General features: G+C 60.7%; 10 protein-coding genes and 1 tRNA gene. 7 read left to right on the top strand and 4 right to left on the bottom strand.

Features of this window, described 5'->3' with window-relative positions; translation table 11 throughout:
• The 7 genes from rpsU to QZ511_RS13385 all read left to right on the top strand — a co-directional run.
• Positions 1 to 175, top strand: a 175-nt coding sequence (gene rpsU / locus QZ511_RS13415; RefSeq protein WP_295803060.1) for a 30S ribosomal protein S21, incomplete at its 5' end; no start/stop codon positions are given.
• Between the two features lie 206 nt (positions 176 to 381).
• Positions 382 to 825, top strand: a complete 444-nt coding sequence (locus tag QZ511_RS13410; protein WP_295803058.1) for a GatB/YqeY domain-containing protein — start codon at positions 382 to 384, stop codon at positions 823 to 825.
• Between the two features lie 19 nt (positions 826 to 844).
• Complete coding sequence (gene dnaG / locus QZ511_RS13405; protein WP_295803056.1) at positions 845 to 2,935, top strand: DNA primase; 2,091 nt, start codon at positions 845 to 847, stop codon at positions 2,933 to 2,935.
• A 283-nt stretch (positions 2,936 to 3,218) separates the two neighbouring features.
• Positions 3,219 to 5,096 carry an RNA polymerase sigma factor RpoD gene (rpoD, locus tag QZ511_RS13400; RefSeq protein WP_295803054.1) on the top strand — a complete coding sequence of 626 codons (1,878 nt, stop codon included), beginning with the start codon at positions 3,219 to 3,221 and terminating at the stop codon, positions 5,094 to 5,096.
• A gap of 137 nt (positions 5,097 to 5,233) precedes the next feature.
• Positions 5,234 to 5,623, top strand: coding sequence for a diacylglycerol kinase (locus tag QZ511_RS13395; RefSeq protein WP_295803052.1), 390 nt, complete (start codon positions 5,234 to 5,236; stop codon positions 5,621 to 5,623).
• Positions 5,624 to 5,796: 173 nt separating this feature from the next.
• Positions 5,797 to 7,707: an autotransporter outer membrane beta-barrel domain-containing protein gene (locus QZ511_RS13390; protein ID WP_295803051.1), complete on the top strand. Its 1,911-nt coding sequence runs from the start codon at positions 5,797 to 5,799 to the stop codon at positions 7,705 to 7,707.
• A 103-nt stretch (positions 7,708 to 7,810) separates the two neighbouring features.
• Positions 7,811 to 7,887: transfer RNA gene (locus QZ511_RS13385), tRNA-Ile, on the top strand.
• A 61-nt stretch (positions 7,888 to 7,948) separates the two neighbouring features.
• On the opposite strand, the gene QZ511_RS13380 is transcribed toward QZ511_RS13385, so the two are convergent.
• The 4 genes from QZ511_RS13380 to QZ511_RS13365 form a co-directional block, all read right to left on the bottom strand.
• The gene (locus QZ511_RS13380; RefSeq protein ID WP_295803050.1) at positions 7,949 to 11,026 is read right to left on the bottom strand and encodes a type I restriction endonuclease subunit R; all 3,078 of its coding nucleotides are present in this window, start codon (positions 11,024 to 11,026) and stop codon (positions 7,949 to 7,951) included.
• Positions 11,023 to 13,470 (bottom strand): hypothetical protein, encoded by a 2,448-nt coding sequence (locus QZ511_RS13375; protein ID WP_295803049.1) that lies wholly within the window; start codon positions 13,468 to 13,470, stop codon positions 11,023 to 11,025. The genes QZ511_RS13380 and QZ511_RS13375 overlap by 4 nt, the downstream gene beginning before the upstream one ends.
• Positions 13,463 to 15,139, bottom strand: a complete 1,677-nt coding sequence (locus QZ511_RS13370) for a hypothetical protein (RefSeq protein WP_295803048.1) — start codon at positions 15,137 to 15,139, stop codon at positions 13,463 to 13,465. The genes QZ511_RS13375 and QZ511_RS13370 overlap by 8 nt, the downstream gene beginning before the upstream one ends.
• 54 nt (positions 15,140 to 15,193) lie before the next feature.
• Positions 15,194 to 16,252: hypothetical protein (locus QZ511_RS13365; RefSeq protein WP_295803047.1), on the bottom strand; the 1,059-nt coding region annotated here is incomplete at its 5' end.

The raw sequence follows: 16,252 nt of genomic DNA, 5'->3' as shown, positions 1-16,252 counted from the left end.
CGCCCTGCGCCGCTTCAAGCGCTCCTGCGAGAAAGCCGGTGTACTCTCCGAAGTACGTCGCCGCGAGTTTTACGAAAAGCCCACCGCTGTTCGCAAGCGCAAGGCTGCCGCTGCTGTAAAGCGTCACGCCAAGAAACTGCAGCGCGAAAACCGCAAGTTCCAGCGTCTCTACTGAGTTAGAGCCTTTTCTCTCGCTCACAGCACGCTTAGCGAACGCGGTTCGCGATCAAAACGGCGCCCGAGCCTGACTCGCGCGCCGTTTTTTATTGCCGGAATCCCACCTGCCGACGGCAGCACTTCCGCAGCGGCAGGCCTTGGGGCTATTCTTAGCCCTCTTTACCGCACGACCAATTTAACAATACCAGCGAACGGATCACCCCCATGAGCACACTCAAGGAAACCCTGGCCACCGCCACCAAAGACGCCATGAAGGCCCGCGAAAAAGCGCGCCTCGCCACCCTGCGCCTGGTCAATGCGGAGATCAAACGGGTCGAAGTGGACGAGCGCATCGAGCTGGACGACGCCCGCATCCTCGCCCTGCTGGACAAAATGACCAAGCAGCGCCGCGACTCCATCACCCAGTACGAAAAGGCCGGGCGCCCGGAACTGGCGGCGGTAGAACAGCAGGAAATCGACGTGATCCAGGAATTCCTGCCGGAACAGCTGGGCGAAGCCGAGATTCAGGAAATCGTCGCCGCCGCGGTCAAGGAAACCGGCGCCAGCAGCATGGCGGACATGGGCAAGGTGATGGCCCTGGTAAAACCCCAGGTGCAGGGCCGTGCGGATATGGGTGCGGTGAGCAAGCTGGTCAAAGCCTCTTTCTAACGGGCGCCAAGCACTCCCTATGGCAGGCAAGATCCCGCAGTACTTTATCGACGACCTGTTGGCCCGCGCGGACATAGTTCCGGTGGTCGACAGCCGGGTGAAGCTGCGCAAGACAGGGAAAAACTATTCCGCCTGCTGCCCGTTTCACGATGAAAAAACACCATCTTTTACCGTAAGTCCGGATAAACAGTTCTATTACTGTTTCGGCTGCGGCGCCAGCGGCAACGCCGTCGGCTTCCTGATGGAATACGACCGCCTGCCGTTTCCGGAAGCGGTGGAGAAGCTGGCCGCCAGCCTGGGACTGGACGTTCCCCGCGAGCAACTGGCTCCGGGGCAGGTCAAGCGCCAGCAGGAGAGCCAGGGGCTCTACCAGCTGACGGAAAAGGCCGCCGAGTTCTACCGCGACCAGCTGAAAAACCACCGCGCCGCCGGCAACGCCATCGCCTACTTGCGCAATCGCGGGCTCAGCGGCGCCATCGCCCGCGACTTCGGCATCGGCCTGGCTCCGCCCGGCTGGGACAATCTGCTCAACCACCTCGGCACCAGCGCCGAAAAAGCGGAGCAGCTCGAGCGCGCCGGCCTCGCCATCCGCCGCCAGGACAGCGATGGCAACTCTAGTAAAAAAGGGGGCGGCAAGAACGAACCCGGCAAGCGCCACCACTACGACCGCTTCCGCAACCGCATCATGTTCCCGATCCGCGACCAGCGCGGGCGCACCATCGCCTTTGGCGGCCGGGTGCTGGGGGACGAAAAGCCCAAGTACCTCAACTCCCCGGAAACCCCGATCTTCCACAAGGGGCGCGAACTCTACGGCCTGTGGGAAGCCCGTCAGGCCAACCGCGAGCTCAAACGCCTGATCGTGGTGGAAGGCTATATGGACGTGGTGGCGCTGGCCCAGTTCGACATCCGCTGCGCCGTCGCCACCCTCGGCACCGCCTGCGGCGAGGACCATATCCAGCTCGCCTTCCGCCACACCCAGGAAATCGTGTTCTGCTTCGACGGCGACCAGGCCGGGCGCACCGCAGCCCGCCGCGCACTGGAAGCCGCCCTGCCCCACATGCAGGACGGCCGCAGCCTGCGCTTCCTGCTGCTGCCGGAAGGGGAGGATCCCGACACCCTGGTGCGCCAGATCGGCGGCGAGCGCTTCGAGCAGATGATCGAGGAACAGGGCCGCCCGCTGGAAGACTTCCTGTTCGACCTGCTGGGCGAGGGTATCAACCTGCAGACCATGGACGGCCGCGCGCGCCTGTCCAAGGCCGCGGCACCGCTACTCGACCGCCTGCAGGCCGGCGTCTACCGCCAGCTCATGTTCCAGCAACTGGCCCGGCGCACCGGCCTCGAGCAGGACATGCTGGAAGAGATCATCGCCGCGGAGAAAGCCCGCGCAGCCAAACTCGCCCAGCAGGCGCAGCCCGCCGCCCCCGCGACTGCCAGTGCGCGCCCGCAGACCGGCACCTCCCAGCCGCAAACCGCGCCGGCCCGTTTGACGCAGCCACAGCCGGCCCAGCCCCATTCAGTGCAGGTGCCGCCCGGTGATGTCGGACCACCGGCGGACTATGACGCTCCACCGCCAGAATACGACGACTACCCGCCGGAACCGGGTTACGAAGAGCCTGGCCAGAGACAGCGCGCAACACCGACCAGGCGCAGCGGCCAGTACCGCCTGCCCGCCGAGCGCATGCTGATCGCCCTGCTGCTGCACCACCCGCAACTGGCCCAGCTGATCGAAGACTGCAAGCGCTTCCGCGACAGCAACGACGCCGACCTGCAACTGTTTGCCGACCTGGTGGAGCTGCTGAAGACCCGCCCGGAATACAACCTCAACCAGCTGCTGGGCTACTGGCGCGCCCACCACGGTGCCGACTCCTGTGACCGACTGGCCAATCTCGCTAACTCGCAGCTGGTGACCGGCGCCCGTATGCTGGCCCTGAACGGCCAGTACCAGGAATACGATCCGCAGACCGAATTCAGCGATTGCCTGCGCCGCCTGGACCACGCCGCCGAAAAGCAGCGCAAGCGCGGCGTGCTCGACCAGCTGAAAAGCAGCGGCAACCAGCTGGGAGAAGAGCAGCTGGCCCTGCTGGCCCAGTGGCGGCGCAAACAAGACTGACCCTCGGCGAAGGCGCTGATACCGGGTCTTGCAAGGCAATACCCGGTGTCGGTGCCGCCTCCCATCTTTATATAAACACCCCCTTGAAATCCCATTCTCCAGCACCATATACACAGGCCCGCCGCGAAAAGACCGGCGGGCTCTGGAATACAGGCGCCCGGACAACCCGAGCCACCACTGCCTTGACAGTCACTGTGGTTATTGCTTACGCAAATACGCTATAATCCCGCGTCTTTGTCCAAACAAAAGTCCCGACTAATCCCCCAAGTTTTCAGGGTTGTGCATGACCGACAAAACCCAGCAGCAAAAAACCACCTCCCGCATCCGCGAGCTGATCGCCCGCGGCAAAGAGCAGGGCTACCTGACCTATGCGGAAGTGAATGACCACCTGCCCGAGGACATCTCCGATCCCGATCAGGTGGAAGACATCATCGGCATGATCAACGACATGGGCATCAAGGTGTTTGAAAGCGCCCCGGATGCCGAAGAGTTGTTGATGGCCGAAGGCGACAGCTCCGCCGACGAAATTGCCGCCGCCGAAGCCGCCGCCGCCCTGGCCGCGGTAGAGTCCGACGTAGGCCGCACCACCGACCCGGTGCGCATGTACATGCGCGAAATGGGTACCGTGGAACTGCTCACCCGCGAGGGCGAGATCGCCATCGCCAAGCGTATCGAAGAAGGCCTGCGCGAGCTGATGGCCGCCATGGCCTACTGGCCGGGCGCGGTACAGAAGATCATCGACGAATACGAACTGATCGAGAAGGAAGAGCGCCGCATCCCCGACGTGATCGCCGGCTGGCTCGACCCCGCCGACGAAGTGCCCCCGGGCGCCCAGGCCGGCCAGGCCGCCGAGCAGTCCAAGTCCAGCAACAAGGATGATGACGACGAAGAGTCCGACGGCGACGATGACGACGATGACGATTCCGAGGAAGAGGAAGAGAACGTTGGCGGCATCGACCCGGAAGAGCTGGCCGATCGCATGAAGGCGCTGATCGCCGCGCAGAAGAAAGCCGACGCCGCGATCAAGAAGCACGGCCGCGACTCCAAACAGGCCGGCGAGGCCATGGAAGCCGTGGGCGATGTATTCCGCTTCTTCAAGCTGGCACCGCGCCAGTTCGACCCGCTGTACAACGAAGTCCGCAGCATTCTCGACGACGTGCGCGAGCAAGAGCGCGCGATCATGAGCATGTGCATCAAGCGTGCCCGCATGCCGCGCAAGACCTTCATCAAGGAGTTCCCGGGCAACGAGACCAACGAGGACTGGATCCCGGCGATCATCAAGAAAAAGCGCGACTACTCCGACGCCCTGCGCCAGGTAGCGGAAGAGATCCAGCGCGCCCAGCGCAAACTGCAGCAGTCCCAGGACAAGGCCCAGCTGGATATCGGCCAGATCAAAGAGATCAACCGCCGCATGTCCATCGGTGAGGCCCGCTCCCGCCGCGCCAAGAAGGAAATGGTCGAGGCCAACCTGCGCCTGGTGATTTCCATCGCCAAGAAGTACACCAACCGCGGCCTGCAGTTCCTGGACCTGATCCAGGAGGGCAACATCGGCCTGATGAAAGCGGTAGACAAGTTTGAATACCGCCGCGGTTACAAGTTCTCCACCTACGCCACCTGGTGGATTCGCCAGGCGATCACCCGCTCCATTGCAGACCAGGCGCGCACCATCCGTATTCCGGTGCACATGATTGAGACCATCAACAAGCTCAATCGCATCAGCCGCCAGATGCTGCAGGAGATGGGCCGCGAACCCACTCCGGAAGAGCTGGGCGAGCGCATGGATATGCCGGAAGACAAGGTGCGCAAGGTGCTGAAGATCGCCAAGGAGCCCATCTCCATGGAAACTCCGATCGGCGACGATGAAGACTCCCATCTGGGCGACTTTATCGAAGACCAGAACCAGTCTTCCCCGGTGGATACTGCCACCGCTACCGGCCTGCACGACGCCACCCGCTCCGTGCTCTCCGGTTTGACTGCACGGGAGGCCAAGGTACTGCGCATGCGCTTCGGTATCGACATGAACACCGACCACACCCTCGAGGAAGTGGGCAAGCAGTTCGACGTTACCCGCGAGCGTATCCGCCAGATCGAAGCCAAGGCGTTGCGCAAACTGCGTCACCCCTCGCGCTCCGAACATCTGCGCAGCTTCCTGGACGAATAAATCGTCCACAATAAAAAGCCCGGCTCGCCGGGCTTTTTTTATGACATTTTATTGACAGGGCATCGGTTAAAATCCGCTGCCAAGTCCACATACCGGGACCAACCCTTATCCAAACCATGGGGCGCAAGAAAACTGCCATGCAAGACCAGTTCGTGAACAAGCCCGGCAAGACCGGTATTTCCCGTTTGATCGATGCTACCGGCTACTCCTGGGCCGGCCTGATTGCCACCTGGCGCAATGAAGCCGCATTCCGCCAGGAAGTCTCCCTCGCGGTCATCCTGATTCCCGCCGCCCTGTGGCTCGGCGGCAGCGGCGTCGAGCGCGCCCTGCTGGTCGGGGTCACCCTGCTGGTAATGATTGTCGAACTGCTCAACAGCGCCGTGGAAGCGGTGGTGGACCGGGTGGGCCCGGAAAAGCACCCGCTATCCAAGATTGCCAAAGACACCGGCTCCGCCGCCGTTTCCCTGTCACTACTGCTGTGGCTCAGCACCTGGGGCTGTATCCTGCTGCCGCGCTGGATCGGCTGAGGCCCCCACCTGCACGCGGGATAGCCCGACAAAATTCGTGACCGCCGGGCACCCAGCCCGGCAGCCCCCCGCCCACCAACTAAAATTCCTGAACGATCGTACCAATTGGCGCATGCAATGGATCTGCGTGCCGTGAACAAATGCCAAGCCAATAACGAACCAGGGATGGAATCATGTCGTATCCCCGTGCGGGTCATGGGAAAAAGGCGCTCGGCGCCTGCACACCTACGCTGCTCAGTATCGCGCTCGCAAGTATCCTCTCTCCCCAGTCTCAGACCACCAATGCCGACACCCTGTTTGGCGCCGGTGATGACCGCTACACACTGTCCACAGGCAGCCCTGCCGCAGGGGACGAAACCGCCGTTGTCAGTGGCGGCAGTGGCAACGATCTGCTCGTTCTCGACGGCATTGCACTCGGCAACCCGGCGCGCCTGTTGCACTGGGAAACCCTGCAATTAGACGCCAGCAGACTGACCCTGGACAGCAATCTGATCCTCGGCGATAGCGCCGGCCTGCCGGGCCAGCTACAAGTGGATGCCGACAGCACCCTGCTGGTACCGCACCTCAGCACAGCGGTGGCCCCCAGCAGCGGCCAGTCGCTCACGGTGATCAATCACGGCACCATCGATATGCGCGGCACCACCGCCAACAGCCTGCTGGTCTATGGGGATTTCACAGGCAGCGGGCACATTCATATGGACCTGGTGGCGGAAGGGGATGACAGCCTCGCCGACCGCCTGATCATCAGCGGCGGCCAGGCCCGCGGCAATACCGAGCTGGTGTTCAACCACCTCGCCGGCAGCGGTGCGGAAACCGAAAACGGTATCCTGGTAGTGGAAACCCGCGATGGCGGCAGCACCAACAGCAACGCCTTCTACATGAATGGCTCCGTGTCTGCAGGCCCCTACGAGTACTTCCTGTTCCGCGGCGCCGATGAGCCGGAGGAGTCGGACAACTGGTACCTGCGCTCTACCCTGCTACCGGGGGACGTTGCCGCCACAGCTCCGAGTGAGAACTTTTCCACCGCCTCGGCATTTAACGGCAACCAGCTCAGCACAGGCGACAGCGTCGCGGAATCGCCCACAGCGCAATTGATAGCAACGGCACCCGCCGCCGGCGATGCACCGCTGCGCCTGTATCGCCCTGAAATCCCCCTGTATGCCCAGGCCAAGTCCCTCGCCCGTCTCACCTCGCTACAGGAGATCGGCAGCTACCACAAACGCCGCGGGGAACAGCGCAGCTGGTTTGACGGCAGCAGCAAAGACTGGGTACGGGTTCACCACTTGCGCGCGGATTACAACTGGCAGGGGGATGTCAGCAACCGCTTCGATGGCAGCATTACCGGCTTCCAGGTGGGCACCAACTTCTATGCGGCCCCCACCTGCACCGGCGGCGCGCGGGAGTCCGGCATTTTTCTCGGTAGCACCCGCGCCAGCGGAGACGTCAGCGGCTTTGCCCGCGGCTTCAGCGACTACGCCGCCGGCAGCAATCAGCTCACCAGCCACCATGTGGGTTACTACTTCAACGACTACCGGCCCAACATGGGCTACCTGGATATCACCGCCAAGGTCGCCTACCTCAAGCTGGAGAGCCAGTCGTCCCGCGGCATCGACAGCACCGTCAGCGGTTCCCAGCTGACGCTGTCGGCGGAGAAAGGCTTCACCCTGCCCGCAAGTGACGTCTTCAACCTCGAACCACAGCTGCAGTTAATCGCCAACTACAGCAACCTGAGCGCCTACAACGACGGCATTTCCTGGGTGGAGCCGGACATGACCCCGGAACTGAACTTCCGCGCCGGCCTGCGGGGCTACAACACCGACGGGGTACTGTCTGACCTGGGCCTGCGCCTGTACCTGTTCGGCAACCTCTGGCACACCCTCGGCGGCAACGACCAGCTGCTGTTCGACGCCGAGCTGCAGCTGAACCTGGAACGGGAAGCCACCTGGGGAGAATTCGGCGGCGGCGTGGTGCTGCTGGAACACAAACTGGGCAGCGCCTTCCTGAACCTGGGCTACCAGCGCTCCCTGGACGACCTGGACTGGTCCGCCGGCAGCGCCAGCCTCGGCTTCAACTGGTCCTGGTAACCCGGGAGGCAAACCCCGCCACAACCGCAAAGCCGTTGATTTGCCTGAAAAAATCGAGTACTTTGCAACCCGCTCGCGCACCGTCGCGGGCGTCTCTCAGTGGGGGCCCTTAGCTCAGTTGGTTAGAGCATCCGACTCATAATCGGCAGGTCCTGGGTTCAAGTCCCGGAGGGCCCACCAACCCGCCATTCCATACAAGCTTTAGCACCGCTGGTGATATCGCCAGTAATGTTGAACCGGTTTAAGCCGCCCAGCCCTCCGATAGGACCTCAGCCTGCTTCAACACCAATTCAACCGCTTCCTCCTGCATGTCCGGCGGGTACTTATAACGCTTGAGTACCCGCTTCACCAGTAACCGCAACTTTGCCCGCACGGACTCACGCACCTGCCAGTCGACGGTAGTGCTGTTACGCAACCGCAATGTGAGCTCCATAGCGATGGTGCGCAACACTTCCTCACCGAGATCTCGTACCGAGGCCTCGTTCATCTCCAGCGCCTCATAAAAGGCCAGCTCGTCATCGTTCAGACGTAGCTCCTCTCCTCGGTTCGCAGCTGCCTTGAATTCCTTGGCCATGGCAATCAGCTCTTCGATCACCTGGGCCGTTTGGATGGAGCGGTTCTGGTATTTCACCAGGGTATCCTTGAGGCGATCGGAGAATTTTTTGGCCTGTACCACGTTCTTGGCGCTGCGGGTCTTGATCTCGTCGGCCAGCAGGCGCTCCAGGATCTCCACCGCCAGATTGCGGTGCTTCATCGCCGCAACTTCCTGCATGAATTCTTCTGACAGAATGGAGATGTTCGGCTTGTCGAGCCCTACCGCCTCAAAGATATCCACAACCCTGTCAGAGACGATGGCATTGCTCAGAACCTGCCGCATCCGCGCCTGCTTTTCGGCATCGGTCAGTTTCTTGTCCGACTGCCCGCGTTTGATCAAGGCGGCCCGTATGGCCTGCAGGAAGGCGATTTCCTCCTTCACTGTCGCGGCCTCATCCAGAGTGCCGCACAGTGCATAGGCCTTGCTGATGGCCAACACGGTGTCGCAGTAGCGGGCCTTGCCTTCCTCTTGCCCAAGTACGAAGTCCATCACCGGTGCCATCAGTTCCAGCGGCCGGCTGGCGAAGTCGGAATAGTCGCAACCGTGCAGCAGCGCCCGCACTACCTCCAGTTTTTCCAGCAGCACTGCCAGCGCCTCGTGAGCATCGACTGTTGGCTTACCGCGTCCATGGCTCGCCGTATAGGTCTTCAGCGCCTCCTTCAGTTCGGTGGCGATGCCGATATAGTCCACCACCAGCCCACCCGGCTTGTCACCGAATACCCGGTTTACCCGCGCAATCGCCTGCATCAGGTTGTGGCCCTTCATGGGTTTGTCGATATACAGGGTATGCAGACAGGGGGCATCGAAGCCGGTGAGCCACATATCCCGCACGATCACCAGCTGAAGGGGGTCGCTGGGATCTTTCACCCGCTGCTCGAAGCGCTTCAGGGTTTCTTTGGGGTGGATGTGCGGGCGGAAGTGCGCAGGGTCCGAGGCAGAGCCGGTCATCACCACTTTGATAGCGCCTTTCTCGGTATCGGTATCGTGCCACTCCGGGTGGATCGCGGTAATGGCGTTGTACATATCCACGCAGATAGCGCGGCTCATGCAGACGATCATTCCCTTGCCGGGAATTGCGGACTGCCGTGTGGCGAAGTGCTGGACGATATCACCGGCCACCTGCTTGATCCGAGGCTCGGCCCCTACCACCGCGGCCAATGCAGCCCATCGGCCTTTGAAGCGCTCTCCGGCCTCTTCCTCATCCGCCTCGGTCAGCTCATCGACCTCGGCGTCGATCAGCGGCAGCGCGTCCTCCTTCAGTTCGATCTTGGCCAAGCGGGATTCGTAGTGGATGGGTACCGTGGCACCGTCCTTCACCGCCTGCTCCACGTCATACACATGGATGTAGTCGCCGAAGACCGCGCGGGTATCCTTGTCTTCCAGCTCAATGGGGGTACCGGTGAAGCCGACGAAGGTGGCGTGAGGCAGGGCATCGCGCAAATGCTTGGCGTACCCGTACTGGTACTTACCGGACTCGGTGAGTCGCGCCTTGAGGCCGTACTGGCTGCGGTGCGCCTCATCGCTGATCACCAGCACATTGTCCCGCTCGCTCAGCGCAGGGTGCTGGCTCTCCCCGTCGAGCAAGGCAAATTTCTGGATGGTGGTGAAGATGATGCCGCCGGAAGCCTGTGCCGACAGCAATCGCCGCACTTCATCGCGGCTGTCCGCCTGCACCGGTGTCTGCCGCAATAGCTGGCGCGCCGCACTGAAGGTCTGGAACAGCTGCCCGTCCAGATCATTGCGGTCGGTGACGATCACCAGGGTCGGATTACCCAGCTCCGCACTGCCGGCCAGCTTGGCGGCGAAGCAGCACATGGAAATACTCTTGCCCGAGCCCTGGGTGTGCCACACCACACCCCCACGATTACTTCCCGCCTGATACGCCTCGATGGCGGTCTGGGTCGCCGCGCGTACGGCAAAGAACTGGTGGTAGCCGGCGATCTTCTTGATGACCTTGCCACGGTCTTCTTCGAAGATGATGAAGTGGCGCAGGTAATCGAGCCAGCGCTCCGGCGCAAATAGGCCACGCACCAGCACCTCCAATTCTAGCTTACCGATATCCTCATCCCGCTCACCGGTGATGCTGCGCCAAGGCAGATAGCGCTCCTGATTGGCCGTGAGCGAACCCAGTCGCGCCTGCTGACCATCCGAGATCACCAGTGCCGCGTTGGGCACGAACAAATCCGGGACCTGCTCCTTGTAGGTATCGATCTGGTTGTAGGCGGCCCAGATATCGGTCTTCTCATCGGCGGGGTTCTTCAGCTCAATCACCGCCAGCGGCAGGCCATTGACGAACACCACCATGTCCGGCCGGCGTTTGCGCTGGCCCACCACGGTGAACTGGCGCACCACTAGCCAATCGTTATTCTCTGGGCTCTCGAAGTCGATCAGGCGCACGAACACGCCCTCGGTCACTTCCTTGCCGGCCACATCGACGTTGACACCATCCACCAGTAGCTTGTGGAACCCGCGGTTGCCCTGCGCCAGCACCGGCGCTTCCTGGTTGGTGACCACATGGAAGGCCTCCTCCCGCGCCACCTCCGGCAGGTAGCGGTTGAGGCGCTCGATCGCGGCCTTCAGGCGTGGGCGCAGGATCACCTGCTGCCAGTCATCGCGCTCGGCATCGGGGGTATCGGGCGCAATCGCCTCGCCCTGAATAACCTGGTAACCGGTGTCTTCGAACCAGGTCTGGCAGAGGTCTTCAAGCTGGTCTTCGGTAATCATGCTGGTTCCGTTAGCTCCATCACATCAGCGACAAGACAAAGCCTGTCCGCCCGAAATCGGGAAATTTCGCCAGGCCCGGCGACCTTGGCCAAGTGCAGCTCTTCCTCCCCCTCTGTCACCAGTCGATATCCGGGGAAAGCACCGCTGGGCGAGCTCGCCAAATCGAAGCCAGTTAGTGAACTCAGCAGGCTTTTACCATCAAAGTTCAAAAGCGCCTCGAACCACTGCTTGATGCCCTCGTCACCGCTGGCATAAACAATGGATGATGCCGTTTCTCTGGCCATCTGGTCTTCTCGGATTCTTTGTGCAATGTACAACCAGCAGGCGTTCTCCCATCTAACGACAGCCTTGTCCTCAAGCTGGGCCGAAAGCGGCAATCGGGAGCGCAGTCTGATCCCAGCGACATAAGCCAGCCATCCCAAAACACCCACGAACCTGGACCACTCCCGGGTGGTGAAGACGGACTCGTCACTGGCTGCGCTAAAGAATTCATCGTTATCACGGAGGAAGTTTCTGCACAGTTCAGCGAGCAAGTCCCGACATGCAGTAGGCGATACCCAGTCTTCTCCCTTGGCCTGAACCACCCTCTGCATAAACATGGCCAAACCGAGAGCAGAAGAGAGACCACGCTTTGTTTCGCCATCTAAACTTTTTTTCAACTTGGCGATAGCGCGATCAAACCGCTTTACGCAGTTCAACCTGGTTTCTTCAACGCCTATCGAATCGACCGGGGCCAAATCGTCATCGGCATTTACAGCTTCTTCTTCGGAACGTCCGAACTTATCTTCGATCGAACTGCGCTCGGCGAAAAAGCTCGACTCGTCACAGGTTCGAATGAGTACGTCCAGAATAAGACCTACATCATCGGCAACGTTAAGCCGACTTCTGATCTGCCCGGCGTTGCCACCGGGACCATCCAGGTCGGCCAACAGAGAACCGGGAACCTCGGCTTCGCCCGTGGCCACAACCCCCGCTTCTCGGGCCAGCGTTGCCACACGGTTACCTCCCCGAATGTCATTTTCCTCGAGCTGACTAATGCAATCGAAAATCATCCCCAGATCAATGGCATCGGTATCAATAGAGCCCATCGCTTGGCGTACCTTTCGCTCAAGCCCTGTATGACTCAGACGCTCAATTTCCCGCACATGGTGAAGCAAAATCGTGGCGACTAATTTTCCCTCGACTCTGACTTGAATCAGAGACTGCCCAAGAACCCGCTCTGCTGGCACCAGGATGGCGTCGGCCACCAACTTAAAATCCAGCGACTGCCAAACTTCGTTGCTGTCGAAGAAACCGAGGCTCAAGTGATCGCCCCACTCCGGTGCCCGCGGGATGGAGATATCTTCGCCCCCCAAAACAGGCAGCACACAAATAACCGCACTGGCTTCCTGGCTTTCGCTCTCCTGCTCCAACGGATGATCCAGAGAGTCTACTAGTGGCGCATCAGCTAGCCGGGGCAATCCGAGTGACTGCGCGATGTCATCAATATCTTGGTCCTGCCTCACCAGAACGGCCTCGGCATTGCTGTTCACCCCTGATCTCAGCCAGGCTGGCGCCGAAAGGTTGGCGCTGCCGGAGATCAGACAGCTACGCGCGCTACCCTGCAGATACAGCAGCTTGGCATGGGAGTACCGGTTCTGCTCGTCACTCGGAAGAAGCACGGAGCTAGCTTCAACTACCCGCGCCGAGCCCGTGTCCAGCAGCCCTTTCGGTGCCTTGACGAATCGCTGTTGAATCCCCAGGTGAAAGGAGAGTGGCTGCAAAGCGGCCAGTGCATCTACAAACCCCAGCTGCTTATCGAAAAACGCTGAGACCCCGTATATCCGCAAATCTTCCTTGGGTATCTCACTGGCCACCTGACTCCAGAGGCTCCCTGTACTTGCACTGGACCAAACCAGCTGCATGCCGGGCATCGCAGTCGCCGAACTGGGCTTCAGCCAGCTGACCAGCTTAGGCACCTTGTTAATCGACGCAGCAATCTCCCTTGGCAGAGCAGCGCCGTAGTCCTCCAGCCAGGTCAAAAATGCACGAAAGGCGGAATGAAACAATGACAGCGACTGTTCGTTTTCGCCTCTTTTGAAGCGCACGACGTTGGTGATTTCCAGGTTCCTGCCAAAGCCGGACAAGGTGACATTGTGGCTGCCAACGGCTAGAAGACCCTTGTTTTTACCCAGCAACAGCAGCAACTTCGGATGAAAGGCTCCGCCGCAATTCATCGGTGCAAGACTGTAGGTTAGGCCCGCTGACTGGGGCGTGTAGTCTTCTAGCGCCTGGTGGAGCATCCCCTGATCAACAAACAGCGCCTGGTGGTCGATACCGGCGCTGCGCATCTTGGGCAGGAGCACGTTTTCATAGAAGCTCAAATCCACGTTAAACGTAGAGAGCAGGCAGGAGGTATAACCACCCTTCTTGATTTCGTCGAAAAGAGAAATACCTTCAGCCATTCACCTGCTCCTCGAACTGTCTACCACGAGCGGTGGTACATACCAGGCCGTTAGCCCTCTGCAATAGCCCCAAGTCTGTGAGTATTCGCACCGCCTGGGTAAAGCGGGGGCTGGTATTGGGAGCCGCTGGCACCTTGCGAACCGTAATGCCCATTTCCCCGGGAATGAAACGGAAGGTATTCTGGCCCTGCTGACGCAGTTTACGCATCGCCACACGGAGGTGGGCATCGAGGCAAAAGCGCCGGCACAGCTGGGCAAACCCCGCTGCGGGTGATTGTGCCGCTAATTCACTCCGCCACGCGGCAGGCAAGGTATTGAGGTTAACGGGGTACCCCTGCAGGTAACCCGGCGGGAAAGCGAATTCCCCATATCCGTTTTGGTTCTCTGGCCGCAATATCAAGGCCGACAGGATAGTCATCGCACCCCGGAGTACCTTGAGTGCATCACTGAGTGTGCCGTCCTCTCTACCCGCCAGGCTCCCCACTTCGCGCATCAGCGTAATTTCGTGACCCTCTTCCTGCCAGAGAGCAAACTGAGGCAGGCGGCCATACAGGTCTTGCAGAACGTCTGCTGCAGTGCTCACAGGGAAGTTCGACAATAGCTCGTGGCCTAGAGACTCCTGCCAAAACCAGTCAGAGAACGCACGGGTGTTATCCAGGCGCTCGCCACTCACTTCCAGCGCTTTCACCTGTACATGCAGCAACCCCTGCAGAGCCACCGCGAGCAGCTCGTTGCGCTGATATACCTGCCAGGTGGCGCTGACGCCCTGGAGCGCATCCGGTACCCGTAATCGTTCGCTGGCTGGATTGCAGCCGCTATAGATCATCCCGCTGAAGGCATGAACATCAAATGGTACATCTGCATCCGCCGCCTGATCTGCCAGGTTGCAAAGCAGCGACAGGCTCTGTGCACGCGCCGTCGTAGCCGCCGCCTCTTCCAGGGAGGGGACATATTCCGGGTGCAAGGCTGTCAATCCCTTGGCAAACACACCGATCAGGTACTCTGCTTCTTCCGCGGCACGTTTCAGATTGCAGAAGCAGAAGGCACTCAGCGCCCGCAGCCGTTCGGCATCGATGACGTCACCTTCGAGCGTGCGAATGAAATCCTCTCCGGGCACGTGCTTGGATACCGCAAGCGCGAGCACCTTTCCGGTCTCTTTGATGACACGCAGGCCTTTGACCGACTCCCCCTGGAGCAGGCCCAATTCCTCCAGCACACCGAAATAATACTGCCCCAGCCCCCCGTAGGGATTCTTGAAATAGCGGTTACCCTGCTCCGAATCCTGGTGGGCAAAATCAGAGAGCCTGACCGTGGCACCCGCGGCAACCTGTGCGGCAGCCTTGTCGAGCGTATTGCTTCCCACCATCGCATCGCCGTGCTCGTCATCATCGTCGGCGGTATGACTGTGGAAGTGCGCAATCAAGGTAAGCAGGCATTCCGCCCGCCGCAGCCTAGGCGCCCACTCCGATTCAGCGCGCCAGCCGTTGCGATCGAATTCGGTGAACACCCAGGGGTAAAAGCTGTAGTACCGCGCTCTGTCGGTGACGTTGGTGATCCCGGGTAGCAATTGACTGTATATTTTGATGCAGGGCGCTTGCGCCCCCAGGTGATCTAGCCCACCGATCTGTTTGGGCGGTTGTACCCATCCCGTCTGCACAGCAGAATCCATTCCCCATGTCCCCCATTTTTATTGTCGTTATTGTCAGTCGCGTTCTTAGCGCATCTATCCTGGCGTGAAGGAAATACCGATTTTCTGTAATTCAGGTTCGGCAGTATCCATAAGCTGCTGCAGTGTTTCCACCAGCCACGCATTGATGGCCGGCCAGTTTTCATCATCAAATGCGGCCACAGGGAAAGCCGCCACCAACCTCTGTGCTTTGCCCGGTGTCGGTTCCTCCCGCAGCTCCATCGGCATCGCGGCGATGAAAGAATCACTGTCGAACTGCTGGTAGTTCAGCAGGCCTTTCTTGCGGTGGAAGATCAGCTTCACCCGCACCTCTGACTGGGTAAACTGTATGGCAATCCGCACCCCTTCGCCGGGCACGTCCACCTTGCGTACCGGGTAGATACTCGGTGCTACATTGGCAAACAGGTCAATGCCCGATTCTTCCAGCTGAGGGAAGAGTTGAGACCAGAACTGCTTGCGTACCCGCTGGCGGTTGGGGATACCACGCCGCTCCTGGCGCTCAGCATCGGCTTTGTCATTGACGCTGATCTGGTACTCCTCCGCCTCCCTCACAGGGATGATCTGCTCCAGGCTCAGGAACAGCTGCTCCCCCAGCGCGTAGGGCACCGCCTTGATGCACTGGATGCGGATGCGGTGCTCCATCAGCCACAGGGCGGTAGAGGTGACCTCGCGGCGGAAGTTGGCGGCGACAAAGATGATGCGCTGGTCTGAGCCGGGGTTCAGGCTCAGCTCGTCGAACTCGGCATCGTCGAGCTCTCCGCCGTGAAAAAAGTCGCTCAGGCGCTGCTGCGCGTCCTGACCGGGCTCGTACCTGTCCAGGTACTGCTGATAGATGGCAATTATCTGGCTCTTGGTCAGCCCGGCGCAGTAGGAGGCGTACTTGAGCGCTTGCCACACCACGTTGCGGCCGGAATCGTCCAGCTTGTTCTCGATGATCACCAGGTGGCCCTGCTTGTCCAGCGCCAGCAGGTCGAGGCGCTCGCGGGTCTCGTCGAAGCCGTCGAACTCCTTCTGGATGACCAGCAGCTCCTCGCCCAGCACCTCCGGGTTGGCCGCCAGCCACTCCTGCAGATGTTCGCGCTCGCGGAATCCCAG

It is taken from the genome of uncultured Microbulbifer sp. (assembly GCF_913055755.1).
In the GTDB taxonomy this organism is placed as follows: Bacteria; Pseudomonadota; Gammaproteobacteria; order Pseudomonadales; family Cellvibrionaceae; genus Microbulbifer.
The sequence above is the reverse complement of the archived record's forward strand: the minus strand, read 5'-3'. Positions and strand labels throughout refer to the sequence as shown.

Bases quoted from the DNA above. Each gene is read 5' to 3' on its own strand.
- QZ511_RS13410 (WP_295803058.1), top strand. From the start codon at position 382: ATGAGCACACTCAAGGAAACCCTGGCCACCGCCACCAAAGACGCCATG.
- dnaG (WP_295803056.1), top strand. From the start codon at position 845: ATGGCAGGCAAGATCCCGCAGTACTTTATCGACGACCTGTTGGCCCGC.
- rpoD (WP_295803054.1), top strand. From the start codon at position 3,219: ATGACCGACAAAACCCAGCAGCAAAAAACCACCTCCCGCATCCGCGAG.
- QZ511_RS13395 (WP_295803052.1), top strand. From the start codon at position 5,234: ATGCAAGACCAGTTCGTGAACAAGCCCGGCAAGACCGGTATTTCCCGT.
- QZ511_RS13390 (WP_295803051.1), top strand. From the start codon at position 5,797: ATGTCGTATCCCCGTGCGGGTCATGGGAAAAAGGCGCTCGGCGCCTGC.
- QZ511_RS13380 (WP_295803050.1), bottom strand. From the start codon at position 11,026: ATGATTACCGAAGACCAGCTTGAAGACCTCTGCCAGACCTGGTTCGAA.
- QZ511_RS13375 (WP_295803049.1), bottom strand. From the start codon at position 13,470: ATGGCTGAAGGTATTTCTCTTTTCGACGAAATCAAGAAGGGTGGTTAT.
- QZ511_RS13370 (WP_295803048.1), bottom strand. From the start codon at position 15,139: ATGGATTCTGCTGTGCAGACGGGATGGGTACAACCGCCCAAACAGATC.